The organism is Collinsella sp. AF14-35 (assembly GCF_003464565.1).
Taxonomy (GTDB): domain Bacteria; phylum Actinomycetota; class Coriobacteriia; order Coriobacteriales; family Coriobacteriaceae; genus Collinsella.
The window spans coordinates 1-20,509 of the sequence record NZ_QRZD01000028.1 but is presented as its reverse complement, the minus strand read 5'-3'; the positions used below and the strand labels follow the sequence as shown (position 1 = coordinate 20,509).

The window sequence follows — 20,509 nt, the reverse complement described above, 5'->3', positions numbered from 1 at the left end:
TGGGAAAGCCGCCGGGACTAGAACTGATTTAAGAAGCGCATATCGCCCGTCATCAGGGTTCGCAGATCCGGCAGGTCGTAGCGCAGGGCCGCGACGCGCTCGGCGCCAATACCAAAGGCGAAGCCGGTGTACTTCTCGGGGTCGATGCCGCAGTTGATCAGGACGTTGGGGTCGACCATGCCGCAGCCTAGGATCTCGATCCAGCCGCTGTGCTTGCAGAAGTTGCAGCCCTTGCCGCCGCACACGTGGCAGCTCACGTCCACCTCGCAGCTAGGCTCGGTGAAGGGGAAGAAGTGCGGGCGGTAACGCGTCTTGCGATCCTCGCCAAACATGCACTTAACAAAGTAGTCGAGCGTGCCCTTAAGGTCGCCAAAGGTGATGCCCTCGTCAACGACCAGGCCCTCGATCTGGTTGAACTGCGGCAGGTGGCAGGCGTCGGCCGTGTCGGGACGATAGACGGTGCCCGGGCAGATCATGTAGATGGGCGGCTTCTGCGACTCCATAGTGTGGATCTGCACGCCCGAAGTCTGGGTGCGCAGCAGCACGTCGGACTCGCCGTGGGCGTGAGCCTCGGGGTGCGCGACGCTGCCGGGGTTGTTGTCGACCACGTAGAAGGTATCGCGGGCCGAGCGGCTCGGGTGATCCATGGGGGCGTTGAGCGCGGTGAAGTTGTAGTAGGAGGTGTCGACCATGGGGCCGGACTCGACGGTGTAGCCGATGCCGCAGAAGACGTCCTCGGCCTCCTCGATAATCTGCTTGATCAGGTGCTGGTGGCCGATCTGCGGACGGATGCCCGGCAGCGTGATGTCGACGGCGTCGTGCTCCAGTGCGCGCTTGAGGGCGGCGGCCTTCATCTCGGTGTTGCGCTCGTCGAGCATCCCCTCAATCAGCTGGCGCATCTCGTTGGCTCGCTTGCCCATCACGGGACGATCCTCGGGGGCGAGCTTGCCCATCATGCGCATCAGGCCGGTGATGCGGCCCTTGCGGCCGAGCAGCTCAACGCGCGCAGCCTCGAGCTTGGCTGCGTCGTCGGCGCCTGCGACGAGCTCCTTGGCCTCTTCCTCGAGTTTGACCAGATCATCAATCAGACTCATGTCTTCCCTTTCGTCTCTCGCGCATCCGCGCTCCGGGACGGCTGACGCCGCCCGATGCTGCGGATGCGCGGCCCGGTTCGGTAACAAAAAACCGTCCTCGGGCATGTGCATTGCCCAAGGACGGTTGAATTCCGCGGTACCACCTTGTTTGACCCAGCGGATGTCTGGCCCGCCGTGCCCACTCTGCACCCCTTATCGCGAGGCTCACGGCTTCCCTACTGGGGCTTCGCCGCCGCTAGCCGCGCGCCCGTTGAGGTCGCTGCTCGGGAGTGAACGCTTGGCCCTTGCCACCGCAGGAAGGCTTGCAGCCCATGACCTTCCCTCTCTTGCCGGCGACGCGGCGGGCAAAACCCTCTCCGTCAACGCATTGGGCTATAGGATAACACATTCTGCGAGCATATCGCCGCGTTCCGTTTTGTTCGCACTGGGTACAAGGCAGGTAGCTGTGCAAACTGGCCGTACGCCCACCCGTGGCGTCCGGTCTGCGAGATCAAGGATATAGGTATGGGAAAGAAACTCGATAAGAAGGCCAAGGCCGCCGTGGCAAAGGCTGCCAAGGGCGTCAAGGCTGCTAAAGTCGACAAGGCCGTCAAAAAGTTCCGCAAACTCGAGGGCAAGCTGTGGACTCGCGAGTACCTGCTCAAGATTGCCGAGTTCGATGGAGCGACGATTGCTCCTGCCAACGGCGCCGCGGCCCGCGCCGATGCTATGGGCACCCTTGCTGGCGAGCATCACAAGCTGCTGACCAGCAAAAAGTCTGTCGAACTTGTGCGCTCGCTGGCACGAGAGACCGTCGCGGGCGGACATGTAGACGACCCGCAGCTGCTCGACGAGATCCGCGTGCTCGGCCGCGACCAGCGTGAGGCAAGCGTCATTCCCACCGAGGAGGCTGAGGCCTGGACCAGGCTCATCTGCGAGGCCGACGCCGTGTGGCACAAGGCCAAGACGGCCAATGACTGGGCGAGCTTTGAGCCCTATGTAGATAGAATCGTCGCCCAACTTAAGCATCAGGCCGAGCTCATGGACCCCAAGCGCGACCCATACGATGTTTGGCTCGACCAGTACGAGCGTGGCCTTTCCGCCAAGAGCTTCGACGCGTTTTGCGACGAGGTCAAGGCCACGGTCGTACCGCTCGTGCATGCCATTGGCGAGCGCGGCCAGCAGCCCGCTGCCGACTTTTTGCACGCCCGCGTGCCTGAGGCCGCCCAGCGCGCCATGAGCTTTGACCTTATGAAGCTCGTCGGCCTGGACCTGGACGACACCACGCTCGCCTTTACCGAGCATCCGTTTAGCGAGGGCTTCTCGGTGGGCGACGCACGCATCGCAACGCACATCTACGAGGACGACTGCATCTCCAACGTCTACAGCATCATCCACGAGGCAGGACACGCCGCCTACGAGCTAGGCGTCAATCCCGCCTATGCGCGCACGTGCCTGGAGGGCGGCACCTCCATGGGCATCCACGAGAGCCAGAGCCGCTTCTTTGAGAACACCGTGGGCCGCAGCCGCGCCTTTATGGGACCGCTGCTGCAGGTGCTGCGCCGTCACGCGCCCGAGGCCTACGGCGACGTGGACGAGGACACGCTCTACCGCGCCGTGAACATTGCGCAGCCGTCGCTGATCCGCACCGAGGCCGACGAGCTCACCTATCCGCTGCATATTATGGTGCGCTACGAGATTGAACGCATGCTGTTTGCCGGCGAGGCCACGGCCAAGGACATCCCCGCGCTTTGGAACCGCTTTATGAACGAGTACCTGGGCATTCCCGTTCCCGACGACACGCACGGCTGCCTGCAGGATACGCACTGGAGCGGCGGCTCGTTTGGCTACTTCCCCACCTATGCGCTGGGTAGCGCCTACGACGCCATGTTTGTGCCGGCCATGTGCCGCGACGGTGTCGACCTTAACGGCGCCTGTGCGAGCGGCGACCTGGCGCCCGTCCGCGCCTGGCTGGGTGAGCGCATTTGGCAGTGGGGCCGCGCCAAGGACGCGCCGGAGCTCATCAAGGGCGCCTGCGGCATGGCGTTCGATGCCCGCTACTACTGCAGCTACCTGCAGGACAAGTTCACCACGCTCTACCAGCTGTAAGGCCTTGAAGGCCGGCAGTTGGGGACAGTCCTTGCCCATCCGGCCAGCAAACCGGCCAATCGGTAAAGACTGTCCCCAATGAGTAGCTCGTTGACGCTAATGTCTTGGCAACGTCAGAGAAAACGACCCCAAGCGAGCAAGATAACGTGAAATGAAAGGGCGCTGACCTTCTGGTCGCGCCCTTGAAATTGAACGCCAGATTGCCGCTTAGGGGCGTTTGCAGCGTCGAGCAGCTACGCGGTTTGGTAAAACCGCGTAGCTATAAAGCCTCGAGCGCGTTGGCGATGCGCTTCATGGCAGCATCGGCGGATGCTTGGTCGGGCGCTTCGGCCAAAACGCGAATCACCGACTCGGTTCCACTTTTGCGCACGAGCACGCGGCCCTCGCCTGCCAGCGCAGTCTCGGCCTCGGCGATGGCGTTCTGCACGCCCATGTTCTCGAGCGCGGCGTCCTTATCCGCTACGCGCACGGCAACCTGCGCCTGCGGCAGCAGCTTGCACGGAGCCGTGAGCTGCGAGAGCGTCTCGCGCTCGGCACGAATCACTTCCATCACGCGCAGCGAGGTCATAATGCCGTCGCCCGTGCGCTCGATATCGCCAAAGATCGTATGGCCCGTCTGCTCGCCGCCCAGGCTGTAGCCGCCCTCGCGCATCTTGGCATACACGTGACGGTCGCCCACGCCGCTGGTCACGGCGCTCAGTCCGGCAAGCTCCAGCGACTTGACCAGACCAAAGTTGCTGGCGATCGTCGGCACCACGGTACCGCCCGAAAGGCGACCGTGCTTGTTCAGATACACGCCGCACACGTACAGGATCTGGTCGCCGTCTACCACGCGACCGCGCTCATCCACGGCCAGGCAGCGGTCGGCATCGCCGTCATAGGCAAAACCCACGTCCAGGCCTTGCTCCACCACGTGGCGCTGCAGGCGCTCCATATGCGTGGAGCCGCAGTCGACGTTGATGTTAAAGCCATCGGGCGCGGCGTTGATCACGCGCACGTCGGCGCCCAGCGCGTCGAACACCGGCTTGGCCACCGAGGACGCCGAGCCGTTGGCGCAGTCGAGACCGATCTTGACGCCCTGTAGCGAAAAATTCGAACTCGCAATGAGCGAGGCGATATAGCGGTTGCGCCCCTGCATGTAGTCCACCGTGGCGCCGATGTGGTTGCCCGTGGCCAGCGGCACCTCGCTCTTGCCATCGATGTAGTCCTCGATGAGCTCCAGTACGTCCTCGTCCATCTTAAAACCGTCGCTGTTGACGAGCTTAATGCCGTTATCGCAAAACGGGTTGTGGCTCGCGCTGATCATGATGCCGCAATCGAAGCAGCCTTCCACGGTCTGATGCGCTACGCCCGGCGTGGGGATCACGTGCAGCATATAGGCGTCCGCACCGCTCGCGACCAGGCCACTCACCAGCGCCGCCTCGAACATATAACTCGAGCGACGTGTGTCCTTGCCCACGATCACGCGCGCCTTTCGCTCGCGGTTGGCGCCGTAATACCAGCCCACAAAACGGCCAATCTTATAAGCGTGCTCTACCGTCAGCCCAACGTTGGCCTCACCGCGAAAGCCGTCGGTGCCAAAGTACTTCATGCGCTCTCCTTACAAAATAGGGGCGGACAGATTGCCTGTCCGCCCCAAAATGGTACTCGATTATCTGCGCTACCAGAAAAACCCTACGCCGACGCGCTGTCGCGAGCCGCCTGGCATGTAGGAGTCTGACGCAGCGTAAGCGGCTTGTCCCCCGCCTCGGCCGACGTGGTCAGCGTATACGTGATCGTCGTCGTCTCGCCAGCATGCAGGTCAACGGTGCCCGAATAGAAGGGGATTCCATGCCACGTAGCGGCACCAAGACCAAACTGAGTGCCCTCGACGGTCAAATCAGTAATGTTGCCGCCCGTCGGGGCAAACAACGAGACATTCAGACGCTCGTCGTCGCGCGCGGCATCGGGCGCGCTCGCCGCGACGTAGTCGGGCAGCTTGCCTGCCTCCTCCTGCGTCATGATGTTCGTCAGGGTAACGGTGATGCGATACGAGCATGTGCCGTCACCGTTCTTGATGCCCTGGCCAATCTGCGTATCGGCATTCAGGTACCAGTCGAGCTTGGAGAAGCTCAGGTTGTTAAAGTAGACACCAGCAACGGGATCTTCACTCGGGTCATCCGGATCGGGCAGCGAGGCGTCGATGTTCATCTCCTTGATAGCGTTCTGCTCGTCATCGTTTTTCATCCACGCGATCAGGCGGCCCTCTTCGGCACCGCGCTCAACGGCGCTGACAAGCTTCGTAACATCGACATCGCCGATACCGCCAAGGATCTTGTCGAAGGCAGCGCTGGCGACGGATGCAAAGATGCCGTCAGACTCCTCGACCGGATAGTTCCAGTACACATCGTGCATGAGGACCTTTGCGGCGTTGGTGCCGTCGACAACCGTTCCGTCGGGCAGCGAGACATTACCGACGAGGCCCAGCAGATACTGCAGGAACACCGGGTCGATACCCACGACGCCGTCAACGTCCTGCCCATACTGGGACTTCCACAGCGCGGCGACACGCTGCGAGTTGCGGGGCCAATCGGGCGAATACGCGTTACCAGAGTTGTACAGGTTACTGTGGTCGCCAAACAGTGCCTCGTCCTCTTCGTCGACGCTCTCAACCGCCTCCTCTTTGCCAAGCGCAATACATGGAACAAACTCGCCAATCGACATCTGGCCGTCGGTGACCGAAATCAGGCCCTGCGAACCGCCAAAGCCGCCGCAGGCACGAATCTCGACGTTGTTCATGGCGTACACAAGGTAGTTGCGCGTCTGGCCGTTGGCGCCGAGCATCTGCGGAAGGACGGGGGCGACCTTCTCCGCCGCGTCAACCGCGCCGTTGAGGGTGGCAAAGCCGTCCTTGGCCTTATCGACCAGCTCGGTCACCTGGGAAATATGAGTATCGCCAATGCCCTGGATCTTCTCGTTGGCGCTCTTGAACACCTTCGAGCTGCTGGAAAGCGAATCGGCGACCGCCTGCAGCGCGGACACGTTAATCATGCCGTCCTGAAACAGCTTGCCGGGCGTGGCCTGCGAAAGGTTATCGGCCATGGGAACCAGCGCATTGCTCGAGACATCGGACAGGGCGTCGATCATGGTGCGGGCCGCATTGATGTCGCTGCCATACACCGGGATAAACGAAGCCGCCGTCCACAGCGGGCTCGAGGTCTCCGCCTTCATGCTGTCGCAAAGCTCATCAATCTTCTTCGCGTCGTCAGGCAGCGTCGAAAAATCGCCCGACGTGACCTTGTCCTTAAGGCCACCGACGATCTCGACAGCCTCCTTCGCTTCGCTCTTTACGGTCTTTGCCGAGTTAAGCAGTATAAAGCCGCTTGCGCCAAGCGCAACGAGAAGCACCGCGACTACAGCGGCAATAATGGCGCCGGTGTGACGCTTTTTGCGTTCGCCCTTGCGATGGCGATGACGGACCAGACCGTCAGAGGTCGAACTCGACGAAGCGTCGCTACCGTAGTTCAAGCCAAAATCGTAATAATCTTCCTTGGAACCCGAGCCCGCAAACTCGGCACCGCTATCATCCAGGCGGGCGAACGTGCCAGTCTCGGAGGCACCGGTGTAAATCGTGCCAAGGTTACCCGTAAGCCCCGCGCCACCGGCAGAGGGAGTATTGTTGGCGGCCTTGCCGGCATTAACGTTGCCGGCGGCATTTGCGGCGTTGGCAGCACCTGCGTTGTTCGCAGGTACCGAAGGAGCCCCGCTCGGCTGCGACGCGGAGGTTGCACCGCCCGCAAAGACATTCCCTCTTGCACGGCCGGTCTTTTTTGCCTTTTGAGACTGCTCGTACAGAGCGGTAAACATCGCCGTCTCGCCCGGGGACACGCGCTTACCGGAACCGCCCTGTCCAGCGCCGCCCGGCGTGCCGGCCTTACCAGCCCCGTTCGGACGCGGCGGAACTGCAGGACGGCCGCTATCGCTGCCCTTAAAGTGATTACCAGCCATAAAGAAATCCTCGCAATTGAGTCGCAATGAAAAAGTCCATAACGTTACTAGTTTATGGCATTTTGAGCATCGACAGCTAAACTCCAGACACGGACATCAATTGGCGAAAATGCGGCACAACACCTTTTCCGTCCTGGCGGCGGCGCCAGCTACACCGTCAAAAACACCATCGCGATAATCATGGCAAAGCCCGCCAGGTCGGTGGGCAAAAACACCGTTCCCAGCATAAGGGCGCTGGTGATGGTGGCCGAAACCGGCTCCATGGTTCCAAGGAGGCTCGCGCGCACCGAGCCAATCTCCTTAACGCCCTGCATGTAGAACATATAGGCGAAGAACGACCCCACCACAATAAATATCGCGAGCGCGCCGACACCCGAGGGGCCGAGCGCCGGCATATGCGCCCACGGCTGGGTAAAGATACTCATCACGATTCCCGCCGAAAGCATGGCCGAGCCCGTGACGACCGAGCTGCCGTATTTGTTGAGGATTCCGGCAGGGATGATTGCTATGCAGGCACCGCCCACTGCGCACAAAAGGCCCGCGAGCAGGCCCATTGGCGAGATACTGAGCGTACTAGGGTCGCCGCCCGTGGCAATTAAAAACGTTCCGCCCAAAGCGAGCAAAATGCCAAGCGCCTCGCGCGTGCGCGGCAGTCGATGCGCGGTGACGCAGACATACCCCATGACTACCACCAGCTGCAGACACTGAAAGACGGTCGCGGTGCCCGCGTTGGTCAGACGCACGGCTGACAGATAGCAAAGCTGGTTGAACAGCAGGCCAAAGATTGTAAATAGGATGAGCTGCTTGCGATCGGCAGGGGTGGTCCACAGCCTGACCAGGCGGTCGCGATCTTTTCTGAGCACGACGAACATAAAGAGCAGGCCAGCGATAACTTGGCGCACGCTCATCAGCCAAAATGTCTCGATATGGCACACGTCAAAGAGGTAGCTGGCACTGGTGCCAGAAAAACCCCAAAACGTGCCGCCGGCAAACGCGGCGAGCGTGCCCAGGGCCATCTTGCGCGTCTGGGCATCGTTGAGGCGGTCGCGCCATGCGCGGCGGGTGCTGCGGCTCAGCTCGTCAGTTCCCTCGGGCACGACAAAATCGGCCGCCGCCGTCATCGGCACCGAAGCCTTTTTACGTGCACGCTGCGCTGTGCGCTCCTGTTCCATTCCACTCCCCCGAAATCAATTGGCAACAAAGCGCTCAAACAGTAGCACGAATATTGATATGGAAATGCGGGCGATTCGGAACATCTACGAGCATCCAAATTGCAAGGACGAAAGGCGCGGATAAGCTATGCCGAGCGGTTGGAATCGTCTGGGGCGCCGAGGTCGGCCTCCGCGCTTCCCTGGGCATCCTCACCGTCGCCCTGCTCCTTGGCGCTGTCCTGGCTCTCCTGCTCGCGGCGGCGCTTTTCGCGAATCTGCTCCACAGCCGCGCGCAGGGCAGCCTCGTCTTCAGCACGCGCCACCTCTTGCGTTGTCTTGACCATATGGCGAATCTCGAGCACCAGCAGCACGATCAGCGGCACCACGATGAGCGGAAAGAACAGCAGCGGATTGGTGAGCAGCGAGACCACCACGCCCAGTCCCGCCGAGACAAAGACCACGCGGCCCACCACGTCGGCGGCGGGCACGGGCGCGGCATCCTCGACCAGATTGGCATCGCCCTTGGTGCGGTAGATCGGGGCGCCGTCGGCGGCGGCCTCCACGGCAACGATGCGGTGCGTGTTGAGCGAACCCTCCAGCGCGTCATCGGACGAATGGAAGGTGATGATGTCGCCCACCTGGTAGGCCTGGCCGTTGTCGGTATCGACAACGATAAACGAGTGTACGGGAATCGCCGGCTCCATCGAACCGGTCAGCGTGCGCATAAAGCCATAGCCCATGATGGTGGGGATCTCGCCGGCGGGCGTGAACACCGTGCGCAGCAACACCACAAAGGCGACCAGGATCACCACGGTCGCCAGCACGTTGATCACGCGGAGCACGTGCTTCATCACTTGTCGTCGTCCTTTGCGGAAGTCTCGGGGTCGGCAGCGACCTCGCCCTCGGTGGCATCCGCCGCAGAAGCGCCATCCTCGTCAGGCGCGGCGACCACGCCCTCGCCAGCCTCGCCGCGCAAGCGGGCCAGCAGATAGCGCGACAGGCTGTTGCCCTCGGCACGGCGCTCGGCACGCTCACGGTTGCGCTCGGCCCGCTCCAGCTCTTGCGCCAGCGCGTCCAGGCGCTGCTGCATCTCCGCGCGAGCAGCTTCGACCTCGCGCTCGCAAGCGGCACGGACGGCGGCGACTTCCTGCTCGATGCGCTCCCCTGCCGCAAGCTCGGCTGCGGCGATACGCTCGTCGGCGTCGGCACGGGCCTCCTCAGCGGCACGCGTCGCGGCATCGCGCTCGGCAGCGACGGCGGCGACCTTCTCGCCGGCATCCACCGCGGCCTGCTCCACGGCAGAATCGGCGGCCGCGTGGGCGGCATCGATCGCGGCATCGGCAGCCTGCTGAGCGGCGGAAACCTTCTCCTCGGCCGCAGCAACGGTGTCGGCAAGCGCCTGCTCCGCTGCGGCTGCCGCGGCGTCGGCCGCCTCCTGCGCGGCGCGAGCATCGCGTTCGGCCGTCAGCTGCACTTCCTCGATCTGCAGCTTGGCGGCGTCCAACTTGGCATGCAGCTCGGCCATCTCCTTGGCAGAGGCCTCGCGCACGGCGGCGAGCTCGGCCGCAGCGGCGTCCTTGGTGGCCTGCAGCTCGGCAGCGTCGGCAGCCGTCTTGGCGGCCAGGGCCGCAGTAGCATCGCTCTTAACCTGCGCGACCTGCTCGGAAGCCGCCTGCTCGGCGGCAGCAACCTTGGCGTCCGCGTCTGCCCGGGCGGCAGCCACCTCGGCATCGGCCTCGGCGCGCATCTGCTCAAGCTGCGCCGCCGCGGTCTCACGCGCCTCGACAGCGTCGGCCTCGGCAGCCTTCTTGCCCGCCTCGACATCCTCCAGCGAACCTTGCAGCTCCTCAACATCAGCCTCGGCCATCTGCGCGCGCTGCGTCAACGCCAGCTCGCGCGTCTTGGCCTCGTCCAGCTCGTCGGCCAAGTCGTCGCGCTCGTCGGTCAGCGCATGCGCCTGAACCTTCCAGGACGTAAGCTGCCCCTGCAGCTCCTCAATCTGCTCGCAGGCCTCGGTCAGCGCCTGCTCCGCATCGAGCTGGGCCTGCGTGACCTCCTCCACAAACACGCGCCGGACCTCAACGTCGGGCAGGTCGGGGCTATCGACCTGCACCTCCTTGATCTTCTTGATGAACTTGGGCGCAACCGGCGCGTGTTGTACGCTCTCGAGCTCCTGCAGGTTGCGCTCGTCGTCGGTCAGGCTCTTAAAGACGGTGTAGTTGTTGATGAGGTTGGTGTACATCTGCACCATGTACTCGTCATCGAACGCCAGCGCCCGCTGCTGCACGTCGATGTTGTATCCCACCTTGTCGTAGCGCTCCATAAACTGCCACAGCTGGTAGCACTTGCGGTAGTTGGGGTCTTTCATGATGAGGTTGGTGCGCTGGATGGGGCTGCGAACCGCGCTACAGCCGTTCATGATCTGGCAAAACGACGCACCGCGCAGCGCCATGACCAGGCGGCGCACGCGGTCGATGCGCATAAAGACGTCCATGTTGTCGGCGTCGTTCTCGGCAAAGCTCTGACGGTTTTTGACCGTCATCTCGACGTTGTACTCGATCTCTTCGTACGCATCGTCGATCTTGCTGTGCATCTTAAAGCGGTTGCGGATCTCGTTGCCCGTCGACCAAAAGATGACGTCGGTGCGCTTGTCCACAAACGTCAGCAGGCGCTGAATCAGGTGGTAGATAAAGCGGTTCTCGTACAGGTCGTAGGTCTCAACGGTATTGACATTGAGGATGCGCGTGGGATGAACACCGCCGTCGTCGCTCGGCGCCAAAAACTGCGTGTTTTGGCTCAGATGGCGAACACTGTCGGCGCTGATCTTTTTGGCGAGCGAGACCGGCACCACCTCTTCTTCGGTGGTAATGAAGCGGCGTGGCTTTTCGATAATGGTATTGATGGCGTCGAGCGAGTCCTCGATCATGCTGATCCATTCCTCGTCCACCACCTTGACGAGCTCCTCGCGCTGCTGCTCGATCGTGGTGCCCGAGGCCTGCGCCATCTCAAACAGATAGCGGAAGTAGCGGCTGTCCTCCTGGATGGGCTCCATCTGCTCGGAGAAGCTGGTATAGAGGTCCTGAATGGTCTCGGACATGGGTTACTCCATAGATTGGATCGATCGGAAAGGGGCGAGGCGACATCACGCCGCCCCGCACTTACAGCATTAGTAGAAGTTCTGGATCCGCTGCAGGTACATGACGGAATCGGGCAGGCCGCCCTCGCCAAAGGTCTTCTCGATGTACTCGATCAGGCCCTTCATCTCGTCGCGCACAAAGCTCACGTTCATGGACTCAAACTTCTTGAGCACCTTGCGGGCGATGATGTAGTCCATACCGCCCAGCTCGGTGCCGCCGCACGCCACGTACACGGGGATAAAGTCGTACATCTGCTTGATGATACGGTTGCCAAAGGCCAGCTTAAAGCGGGTCTGCAGGTACTGGTCCAGCTTGTGCATCTTCTGGAGCAGCTCCTCGTCGATCACGTACTCGACCTTGGCCTTCTGGAACAGGTACTGCAGGTGGTCGGCCGTCACGTGCACGCGCTCGTGCGGCTCGCACTCAAACGCGTCGGCGCGCTCGTTGAGCTCGATGGGGATCGCACGGTCGTACACCTTGTCCGTGATGGTAAAGGTGGAGTCGTCGTTGTTGGCCGTGCCGATAAACCACAGGCTGTCGGGGATGGTGAGCTTGCCGTCGTGCAGGCCCTTGGGGTCGGCGGCCCACTGGGTAGGCACCAGGTCGAGCACCCACTCGTCGTGGCTGGGCATCTCGAGCACCGACAGGATCTCGGCAAAGTAGTACTCCACGCGGGCCAGGTTCATCTCGTCGAGCACGATCATGGACGGGTCCTGGCGCAGGCCCGCCTCGTACACGGCGCGGAGGAACTCGGTCTCGTTAAAGCGCTTGGAAAACTCGTTGAAGTAGCCCAGTACCTCGGTGCGGTCGCGGAAGCTCGGCTGCACCGAAACGATGGTCGCAGGGTTGTCCAAGTAGCGGCTAAAGCTGTAGGGCAGCGACGTCTTACCGGTACCCGAGATGCCCTCCAGGATCAGCAGCTTGGAGGCGGCCATGCCGGCCACAAAGCGGCGGATGATCTCGGGCGTGTAGTAGAGCTTCATCTGGCTGCACGCAAACGCGCGGAAGCTGTCGACAAAGTCCTCGAGCGAGATGGCATCGTCGTAGGCCGGCGACTCCCAGTCGCGGTACTTAAGGTCCACGAGGGACAGCTTGGGAAAGCGGTTGGCCTGGGCGATCTCTTTTTCCTCGGCTAGGGTCTTGGCCTCAACGGTGGCCTTGGCCATGGCGGCTGCGGCGTCCTTGACGCCCGCGCCATCGAGCGCGAGCGACGCGTTGCCCGACACCACGGCAGCCGTGGCGCCCTCGCCCGCAGGCGCGCCCGCAGCGGCGCCCACCACGTTGCCCACCGTCGGCAGGTGATCGTCGGCAAGAGCCGAGGCGCCCACGTACGGAATCTGCTTGGTACCGCCCATGGCGTTGACCTTGAGCGCCAGCAGCTTGTTCTTCTCGTCCATAAGATCGAGCACCTGCTTGTTCAGGCGGCCGATCTCGCGATAGAGCGCCTTGTTGGACGTGTCGTCGCGATGCAGGCGGCGGTTGATGCGGTAGCGGTGGACCAGGATGGCCACGATCAGCACGGGGACCGCGATGAGCATGGCAAACAGAATGACCGCGCCGATCTTGCCCACCAGGTCAAACGTGGTGAAGTAGGTCATAAAGATGTTGAAGTACTCAACCCAGCCAAACACCAGCAGGTTGAGGATAGAGCTCACGACGGCAACGACGTTATAGACGACCTTTGCCAGCAGCTCCCAGGCAAATCCCAGAAACTCACTCACCGTCGGTACCCTCCTGCTTGGTCGCGCTCATCGCCGCCTCGGCCTCGGCCTTCAGACGACGGGCTTCCTCGAGCTTGGCCTCGGCCTGGGCGAGCTGCTCGGCGGCGTTATCGGCGGCAACGGTGGCGGTGTCACCCTTGCCCTCGGCATCCACGATGGCAGCCGCGGCGGCCAAGCGGTCTTCCTCGGCCATGGCGCGCTTAAGGTTCATGCCCACCACGATAAGGTGATACACCTGGTAGATAAAGAACAGCAGCATGGGCAGGACAATCACAATGAGGAAGCCCATGGAGCTGGACAGAAAGTCCATGACCTTGCCCATCTGCGGCAGCGCGAACAGGTACTTGCCCACGATATCGCCGTCGCTGATGATGTGCGTATCGGCCACGTCGTTGTTATCGCCCTTGGTGGTAAAGCTGCGCATGCCGTTGACCTCGTCGATGGCGGCGATGCGGTGCGTGTTGAGCGCGTACTCGTTGTCGATGATGGTATGGAACGTCACGATGTCGCCCACCTCGAGCTTGGAGGTGTCACACTTTTTGATGAAGATGAGGTCGCCCTTGTTAAACGTGGGAGCCATGGAGTCGGACTGCACGGCGAGCGGGGTGAAGCCGGCGATGTCCGAGACGCTGCCGTCCTCGCGCGTGGCGAGCGTGGTAAACGCATACAGGGCCGCCACCAGGATGATGATCCACATGACAACGCTCAGCGCGATGGATGCGACTTTTTTAACAGATTGCATGATGTCCCTTACTACCGTGTCTGTCTAGGTCGTGCGCGGCCCGATGGCCGCCGTGCGTATCTACTGTTCCTCGATGCCCTCGAAGCGCATCGAAACCGAATAGTTAGCTCCCTTTAGCATATTAGTGCAATTTGGGTCCGTTCCCTCGAGCCATATGCGAACGGTTACCGGCTTGTCCGTTTCTGTTATCAGGTCGAACATGTCGCTGGCCGCGGTCGCCTCGCCCGAGTCGAGCCCAAAGACGGTGGCCGAGCCAGATGAACCGCCGCCCCCGTTAGGGTTGTAGACCCAAGTATGACCGTCGGCGGTAAAGCTCATGCGCATGGCGCTTGCCATGCCCTGCGTGTCGGAGCTGAACCGCGTGCCGGACACGCCGCCGTCGCCATCCTGCCCGGTCAGGCGAACGCGCAGGTCCGTACTGCTCATAAAGTGCAGCGTGAACTCCAGGTAGGCACCGGTGGCGGGATCGGCAGTGGAACCGTCTTCGAAGGTAAAGGTCTGATAGTCGCTCGTGGTGACGGGCTTGAGCTTGGACGCATCGATGTCCACGCCCTTTTCGCTGGCGATGCGCTCCGAGATCTGATCGAAGCCCAGGCTGTGCACGTATTCGTCGAACGTGGCACGCTCGTCCAGGTCAAAGCGCAGCGAGCCGTCGGCATTGGCGTCGATCATGAGCATGCGGGTCTTGGCGCTATCGGCGATGGAGAACCAGGCGAACGTTGCCATGGCTATCGCCACCAGCGCAAACAGCACCAGCACCACGGTGGTGGTGAGCTTGCGGCGCAGGTCGATATCGGTGGGCGCGGCAACCGGAGCGCCGGTGGTCGGGCGGCGGTTGTCGGGCGCGACGTGTGCCATTGCTACTCACCGTCCAAGGTCGCAAAGAGCGACAGGTGCAAGGTGCCCGGATCTTGATAGAGATAGTCGGCGCTATCGGGATCGGTGCCCTCGATGTAGTAATAGATATCCAAACGATAGGTCTGGTCAAGCCCCAGCGCGGCAAGCGTGTTTTGCGGACGCGCGGCCGTCTCGCTCGTGTCCAGCGTAAAGGTGGCCGGGTCCTGCGTCACGTTGGCGCCGCAGGTGAGCTGACCGTTTTGCCAGCCCAGGAGCATGCCCTCGGTGTAGCCCGCCAGGCCTGCAGGGGCAGTCGCCGGGTGCTCGGCGCGGTGACCACTATCGGAGCCGTCGAGTTCAAAGATGTTGGTGGCAAGAACCTGGTTGCCGCTCGAGATCTTTATGCCCACGCGGGCCGCGCGCAGCAGCTCGGCATCGGCGCCCTGCGGGACCAGCGATTCGGCCAGATACAAGCTGACCTTACCCTTTACTTTGCTGGCGCCCGTTCCGGTAATGGTGGGGCGCAGATTGATCCAGCCGTGGTAGAACGCGGAACCGTTGTCTTTTGCCTGCTCAAACACCGTGGCATCGCCGGCGGAGTTGTTTTGCGCGCAGGCAGCAAAGCCGTTGAGATCGAAGGTCGAGACCGGATAGAGCGTCACGGCGCCAGTCGCATTGGAAGTCAGGGAAACATCGCCCTGCTGCGACCAGCCGCCGCGATCGGCGTCGCCCAGCTCCAGCACCAGCTTGGACGTGTCGCTGTGCACGCTCACCGAATTGGTGTTGACCTTCATGTTGTTGGTAAACCAGGCGTAGGTCGCGGCGCCCAAGGTGGCGGCGAGCGCCACCATAACGAGCGCGATGTAGGCACGCGCGTGGCGAGCGTGGCGGCGGGCGGAGGCACCTTCGGGCTGCGAGCGCTCGGCGGTCGCGCCGGAGGGGACCGCGGGGCTCTCGCTCTGGGTTTTGGCCTCGCAGCTATCTGCTGGCATGCGCTTCTGATCTTTCACGTCGCTCACCCCCTTATGCCTTGGCCGCGGCAAAGGCAAGCTGCAGCACCACATCGCGGGCCTGGGCCTCGTCGATGCAATTGGCGTCGCAGCCTTCCATGTACACAACGTAGCGAACGCTTGCCACCTCGTTGGCGGCCAGCGTGCAGATGGGCGTGGCACCTGCGCGCGCCGTGGGCGTGTCGCCAGTGCCGTCCATGCTGTAGGCGCTTATGGCGCGCGCGGGGTCGTCGGTGTAAGTCCAGCCCGAGGCACCGACCGCTACGACCACGCCGTCTTGCGCGGTGGTACGCCTGCTGGTGGCACCCGAGGTGTTGCCCAGGTCGTCGCAGGTAAAGATATGCATTTGTGTACCCGACTGGGTTGTAATGACCAGACCCAGGCGCAGCGCGGCCAGCAGTTGCGGATCGCTCGTCACGCTCATCTGCCCCTGATACAAGTACACGTTGAGCGCGCTATCGCTGCCCTTAAGGTACAGCGTGCCCGAAAGGGCGTAGTCGTCCAGCTGCGCGGTGCAGTCGGCGTAGTCGGTCGTAACGCCGGCGGCGTTTTGGAACGTGCCGCGCCAAAAGCGGGAAAGGTCTGCCGTCGAGATGGGATAGAGTGTCTTGTCGGCGGCGGCAAGCGTTGCCGTCGTGTCCCAGGGCCCGTTGGCCGAAAGGCCAATCTGCAGGTCGGAGCCCTCGTCGCTTACCGTGTGCACCACGGGCGTCACGTTGGTGAAGCGCGAGTTGCTAAACCAGGCGTAGGTGGCGGCGCTCAAGGCGGTTACCAGCACCAACATCCATGCGGCCGCGGCAACCATGCGACGGCGCGAACCCAGGATGTCTTTGATGTTCGATGCACTCATGTCCAGCCCCCTTACGAACGCTTGCCGGCAAAGCGCAGCGCCAGCGATTGCAGGCTGGTGGCGGCCAGGTTGTTGGTGCAGTCGGGGTCGCAGCCTTCCAGCCACACGTACACATCCACGCGCACGGGCGTGCTGCGGTTGGCGCCCTCGGCAGCGGCGGGCAGGCTGCAGATCTTGGTCGTGGCCTCCTTGAGGCTCACGATGCCGATGTCTTCGTTGTAGTCACAGAAGTTTGCACTAGTCAGCTGGTCAAAATGAACCGTTGTTCCATCGGAGCGGGTGCTGTCGACCACCAGGTGGTTCTGCTCGCTCTCGCCGGCATCCTTGCCGTCGAGCGTGTTGTAGCGCGCCTGGGGATTGTGCTCGCCCGAGACCTCAAAGACGTACTGGCCCGTCACGGTATCGCCCTGCCCTGACGCATAGGTAACCAGTCCCACGCGCAGGGCGGTGGAGATGGGGTTTGCCGGATCCTGCTCGGTAAAGTCGATACCCGACAGGTACACGTCGGTCGCGGCCGAGTTGGTAGCCAGGTACAGGGAAGTCTTGTAGTAGTCGGAATGCTCGGCGGCACCAAACATGTTGGCAAAGAGCGAGTCCTGGGTGGTTCCACCGGTAAAGCCCGTTACCTTTTGAAAGCCGTTGAGCACGTTGTCGGTCGAGACGGGATCGAGCAGACCCGTAAAGCTCAGGCCGGCGTTGGTTTTGTATTCGCCGTCGTACTCGTTGGAGATAAGGAAGGTCACGCCCGTGCCCGCCGCCATCTTGACGTCGGTTATGTGGCGGTTGGCGTTATAGATGTACCAGGCATACGTTACGGCTCCGGCAGCAGCAAGCGCCACCAGCAACGTGGCGAGCATGCGATTGAACTGTTTTTGCAGCGAACGCGCGTCCGACATGCCCCTCCCCCAGATGCCGTGTTGTAAACCGCCTGGACATCATTTGCCCATAATGGAGTTATTTTACGCGAACGTGCAGTTCATCGGGGGTACAAACGGAATATTTCGCGTGCCCTTCGCGCTGCATCGGGGCGGATAGGGTCGCAAATCGCCGCTTTTTAAAAAATAGTTCTTGCCACTGGGCGGGAGCTCCGTTATATTATTTCCTGCGCACTCGCGCACCCTTGATCGGGCGTTTAGCTCAGGGGGAGAGCGCTTCCCTGACACGGAAGAGGTCAGAAGTTCAAATCTTCTAACGCCCACCAAATGTTCGCAGCTCAGAGGCTTCGCCTCTGAGCTGTTTTGTTTTACGGCGACCGAGCCCAAAGCGCCCAAACAGCCCCAGCAATCGCCACGATCAAACCCGAATGGGTCTCGCAGTCACATATAAGTAACCCTCTTTAAATTGAGGTCTAATACTTTTCCCGAGAAGTGAACGAGCTTATTTGGACCCCTGGAGCATCCACACTTTTTGACGTCAAAACCGCAGGATTCCAGCAGCAAAACCGCAGGAAACGGGCCCCTAAAAGTGTCGATATTTCGGGGGTCCATTCTGGCTCGTTCACTTCTCGGGAAAAGTATTAGATCTGGATATATGGCCGCTAATTCTAACCCCCTGTTACCGCCCCTACCAATACTGATGCGCATCGATAACGGCTTGCCAGAGCCAAAATCGCTTCGTTTCGGCACGCGCATGGGCAAAATATCGCTGCTCTGCACTCATCGCCTTGTTAAAGATGGGGCGCTTATTCCGATGCAGCTTCCGTCGGATGCGTTCGCACAGCCGAACGAGCTTGTCGTAGTCATTTGCTTGGTCGGTTGTCACAGTAAAATACGCTACTCCCTCAAGCAGTTCCAACTCGTTGCGGCGCTCGGCATCCTTGTGGATCTTCTCGCGGCCGTCATGAATGGCATCGCTGTCGTAGTCGACCATCGCGGTCAGCACCTCTGGCAGCAGCCCGGCCTTTACTTTATCCCTGCCCACCTCGACTTTAGCCGTAAGCGTAATGTCGGGCGTGCGCTCCAACACGCGCAGTTTGCGCTCGCGCCCATCGTTGAGTCCATCGCGAATGAAAGCCTTCTTGTTGAGCTCGGCCTTGCCCAATGCATACCCGCCGTAGCGCGCAGGCAGCGACATAAACATGCACAGCCCCGACTCCCTCGGAGAGCGCGATCCCTCGATCACATACGCAAGCAGCGCCTTTGCCTTCGCGAGACCCCTTACCTTTGGGGACGCCTCGATATACGCCGCAATGAGCTCCTTCGTCGTGAGCCTGCCATCGCGCATGCCCCCATCCCTGCTTGTCACCCCACCGGGAGCAAGGTTATCCAACCGGTAGTTCGATGTCATGGCATAGCCGGCATAGATAGCCTCGGCCGCAGAGCTGTCGTGCGCAACCTGCACAAACGCCAGCTCGGGGGAGCACACATACGCATCCAGGCCGCCCATCCAGTGGCCCAGCGAGATAAACGAGCCCGCCGGGAGCTCGTTGGTGCACAGGTGCGTCTTAACATGCTTGCTCTGCCGACGGTCGGCACGCGATGGCACCAGCAAATCCAGCGTTTGGATCCCCAGATCATAGCGATCGATAAAATCCTGCGCCTCTTGGTCCAACAGCGCACAGGCACCTGCAATCGACACGACCTCTGGTTCCGAATCCCCAAAACGAGGGTTCGGCAGGTGCGCCAAAAGCGCCAACGCAGCGTTATGTGAAACGATAAAGAACCCATGGCGCGAAGATAGCACGCGCGTCGGCGGCCGCTGGCGGTCCTGGCGAGTTTTCGGCAAACGACCAGCAGTTTTTTGCCGCGGCGCAACCAAAGTGTTCATTCGTCGACGTCTAAATGCAAATCCGTCAAGCTTTTGGCAAGGTTGCCGCTCAACTGACCAAAAGCTGACCATTTGCTTGCCCATTTACTTGACGGTGCACCCTCGCCAAAATGCTCCGCGGCTTCTCGGGCGGTCGAAGTGCTCGTTTAGCGACCACACACTCGCCGCTGGGGTATCCTTGGAGCACATGCACCGCAAGCCGCACAAAGGAGCCGCCATGCGCACCGAGCTCGATGTTCCCTTTTCGCACAAAGACAAGGCCAAGGCCCTGGGCGCCAAGTGGGACCGGGCCAAGAAGATCTGGTACGTGCCCGATGGCGTCAACCCCGAGCCCTTTGCCGCGTGGCTGCCCGGCGTGGATCGCTCCGACCCCAGCACGCCCTACATCTACCTGGTGCTGGGCAAGCGCGAATGTTGGAAGTGCCACGAGCAGACGACGGTCGCGGCCTTTGGCATTCCGTATCGGGTGGCCGAGGACTCGGGCAGCAAGGCTGCGCCCAGCACTGCGCCCGCCATGGTCGATGCGGGCCACATTGCGATCGACACCGCCCGCGCCAACGCCATAGCCATCGTCCCCGCACTGGGCTGCGTGCCGGCCGAGATCCGCGACTACCTGCGCGAGCGCTGCGGCTACAAGCCCGTAACGTCGCGCACCACCAAGACCGTATCGCTCGCCAGCACCTGCACCGCCTGCGGCGCGCTGCAAGGCAGCCATTACCTGTTCGAGGAGCCCACGTCGCCGTTTGCGCTCACGGCCATCAACAAACTGCCCGCGCTGGAGTTTGTGCGCGTGGAAGTCGCCGGCGTCTTTGGCATCCCCGCCGCTCAGGACAACTTTGACCAGGCGCTCTTTACCTGGGCACGCGACCACCACACCCAGTTCCACAAGACCCTATGCGAGGGGATTTACCTGTAGGGCAAAGCTCGAAAATCGAGTCCAGATTTCCTCGAAAATCGAGTATACGCAGGTAGATGAGTTGCCTGTCCGTAAGCTATAACCCCAAGCTTGGGGACCGGTGAGCACTTCTGGCAGCAAGCTACCGCCCAGAGGCAGAAGTACCCGGCAGCTTTGCTCGAGGGGGTGGCGCGCGCAGACGTGGTGTAAGAGCGTCCCGAGGTCCGTCGC

General features: G+C 61.9%; 15 protein-coding genes and 1 tRNA gene. 3 read left to right on the top strand and 13 right to left on the bottom strand.

All coding sequences use genetic code 11. The annotated features are described in order from the left end of the window. Nucleotides 1-17: 17 nt before the first annotated feature. Entirely contained in the window at nucleotides 18-1,094 is a 1,077-nt protein-coding gene (pheS, locus tag DWW12_RS08460) for a phenylalanine--tRNA ligase subunit alpha (protein WP_117855727.1), read from the bottom strand. Nucleotides 1,095-1,598: 504 nt separating this feature from the next. Between pheS and DWW12_RS08455 the strand changes: the two genes are divergently transcribed. Continuing rightward, nucleotides 1,599-3,182, top strand: a complete 1,584-nt coding sequence (locus DWW12_RS08455; protein WP_117855726.1) for a carboxypeptidase M32 — start codon at nucleotides 1,599-1,601, stop codon at nucleotides 3,180-3,182. 259 nt (nucleotides 3,183-3,441) lie between these two features. On the opposite strand, the gene glmM is transcribed toward DWW12_RS08455, so the two are convergent. The 11 genes from glmM to DWW12_RS08400 form a co-directional block, all read right to left on the bottom strand. Beyond that, entirely contained in the window at nucleotides 3,442-4,773 is a 1,332-nt protein-coding gene (gene glmM, locus DWW12_RS08450) for a phosphoglucosamine mutase (RefSeq protein WP_117759782.1), read from the bottom strand. Nucleotides 4,774-4,856: 83 nt separating this feature from the next. Then, the gene (locus DWW12_RS08445; RefSeq protein WP_117855725.1) at nucleotides 4,857-7,169 is read right to left on the bottom strand and encodes a DUF4012 domain-containing protein; all 2,313 of its coding nucleotides are present in this window, start codon (nucleotides 7,167-7,169) and stop codon (nucleotides 4,857-4,859) included. A 149-nt stretch (nucleotides 7,170-7,318) separates the two neighbouring features. Continuing rightward, nucleotides 7,319-8,341, bottom strand: coding sequence for a DMT family transporter (locus DWW12_RS08440; RefSeq protein WP_199570766.1), 1,023 nt, complete (start codon nucleotides 8,339-8,341; stop codon nucleotides 7,319-7,321). Nucleotides 8,342-8,466: 125 nt separating this feature from the next. Beyond that, on the bottom strand, nucleotides 8,467-9,171 hold the full coding sequence (locus DWW12_RS08435; protein WP_117855723.1) for a signal peptidase I: 705 nt from the start codon (nucleotides 9,169-9,171) through the stop codon (nucleotides 8,467-8,469). Continuing rightward, on the bottom strand, nucleotides 9,171-11,417 hold the full coding sequence (locus tag DWW12_RS08430; protein WP_117855722.1) for a DUF2357 domain-containing protein: 2,247 nt from the start codon (nucleotides 11,415-11,417) through the stop codon (nucleotides 9,171-9,173). Before DWW12_RS08430 ends, DWW12_RS08435 begins: the two co-directional genes overlap by 1 nt. A gap of 69 nt (nucleotides 11,418-11,486) precedes the next feature. Continuing rightward, a complete protein-coding gene (locus DWW12_RS08425) occupies nucleotides 11,487-13,178 on the bottom strand; it encodes a hypothetical protein (RefSeq protein ID WP_117855721.1) in 1,692 nt (563 codons plus the stop codon). Then, complete coding sequence (locus DWW12_RS08420; RefSeq protein ID WP_117855720.1) at nucleotides 13,171-13,920, bottom strand: signal peptidase I; 750 nt, start codon at nucleotides 13,918-13,920, stop codon at nucleotides 13,171-13,173. Before DWW12_RS08420 ends, DWW12_RS08425 begins: the two co-directional genes overlap by 8 nt. Before the next feature lie 60 nt (nucleotides 13,921-13,980). Continuing rightward, the gene (locus DWW12_RS08415) at nucleotides 13,981-14,778 is read right to left on the bottom strand and encodes a hypothetical protein (RefSeq protein ID WP_117855719.1); all 798 of its coding nucleotides are present in this window, start codon (nucleotides 14,776-14,778) and stop codon (nucleotides 13,981-13,983) included. A 2-nt stretch (nucleotides 14,779-14,780) separates the two neighbouring features. Beyond that, the gene (locus tag DWW12_RS08410) at nucleotides 14,781-15,767 is read right to left on the bottom strand and encodes a hypothetical protein (RefSeq protein WP_147345485.1); all 987 of its coding nucleotides are present in this window, start codon (nucleotides 15,765-15,767) and stop codon (nucleotides 14,781-14,783) included. Between the two features lie 13 nt (nucleotides 15,768-15,780). Continuing rightward, on the bottom strand, nucleotides 15,781-16,617 hold the full coding sequence (locus tag DWW12_RS08405; RefSeq protein WP_117776669.1) for a hypothetical protein: 837 nt from the start codon (nucleotides 16,615-16,617) through the stop codon (nucleotides 15,781-15,783). Between the two features lie 11 nt (nucleotides 16,618-16,628). After that, nucleotides 16,629-17,513 carry a hypothetical protein gene (locus tag DWW12_RS08400; RefSeq protein WP_117855717.1) on the bottom strand — a complete coding sequence of 295 codons (885 nt, stop codon included), beginning with the start codon at nucleotides 17,511-17,513 and terminating at the stop codon, nucleotides 16,629-16,631. A 230-nt stretch (nucleotides 17,514-17,743) separates the two neighbouring features. Between DWW12_RS08400 and DWW12_RS08395 the strand changes: the two genes are divergently transcribed. Beyond that, nucleotides 17,744-17,818 (top strand) — tRNA-Val (locus DWW12_RS08395). 362 nt (nucleotides 17,819-18,180) lie between these two features. On the opposite strand, the gene DWW12_RS08390 is transcribed toward DWW12_RS08395, so the two are convergent. Further along, complete coding sequence (locus tag DWW12_RS08390) at nucleotides 18,181-19,194, bottom strand: hypothetical protein (RefSeq protein ID WP_117855716.1); 1,014 nt, start codon at nucleotides 19,192-19,194, stop codon at nucleotides 18,181-18,183. A 406-nt stretch (nucleotides 19,195-19,600) separates the two neighbouring features. Here DWW12_RS08390 and DWW12_RS08385 point away from each other — a divergent pair, with 406 nt between their 5' ends. Continuing rightward, the gene (locus DWW12_RS08385; protein WP_117855715.1) at nucleotides 19,601-20,299 is read left to right on the top strand and encodes a DUF5710 domain-containing protein; all 699 of its coding nucleotides are present in this window, start codon (nucleotides 19,601-19,603) and stop codon (nucleotides 20,297-20,299) included. Nucleotides 20,300-20,509 lie beyond the last annotated feature (210 nt).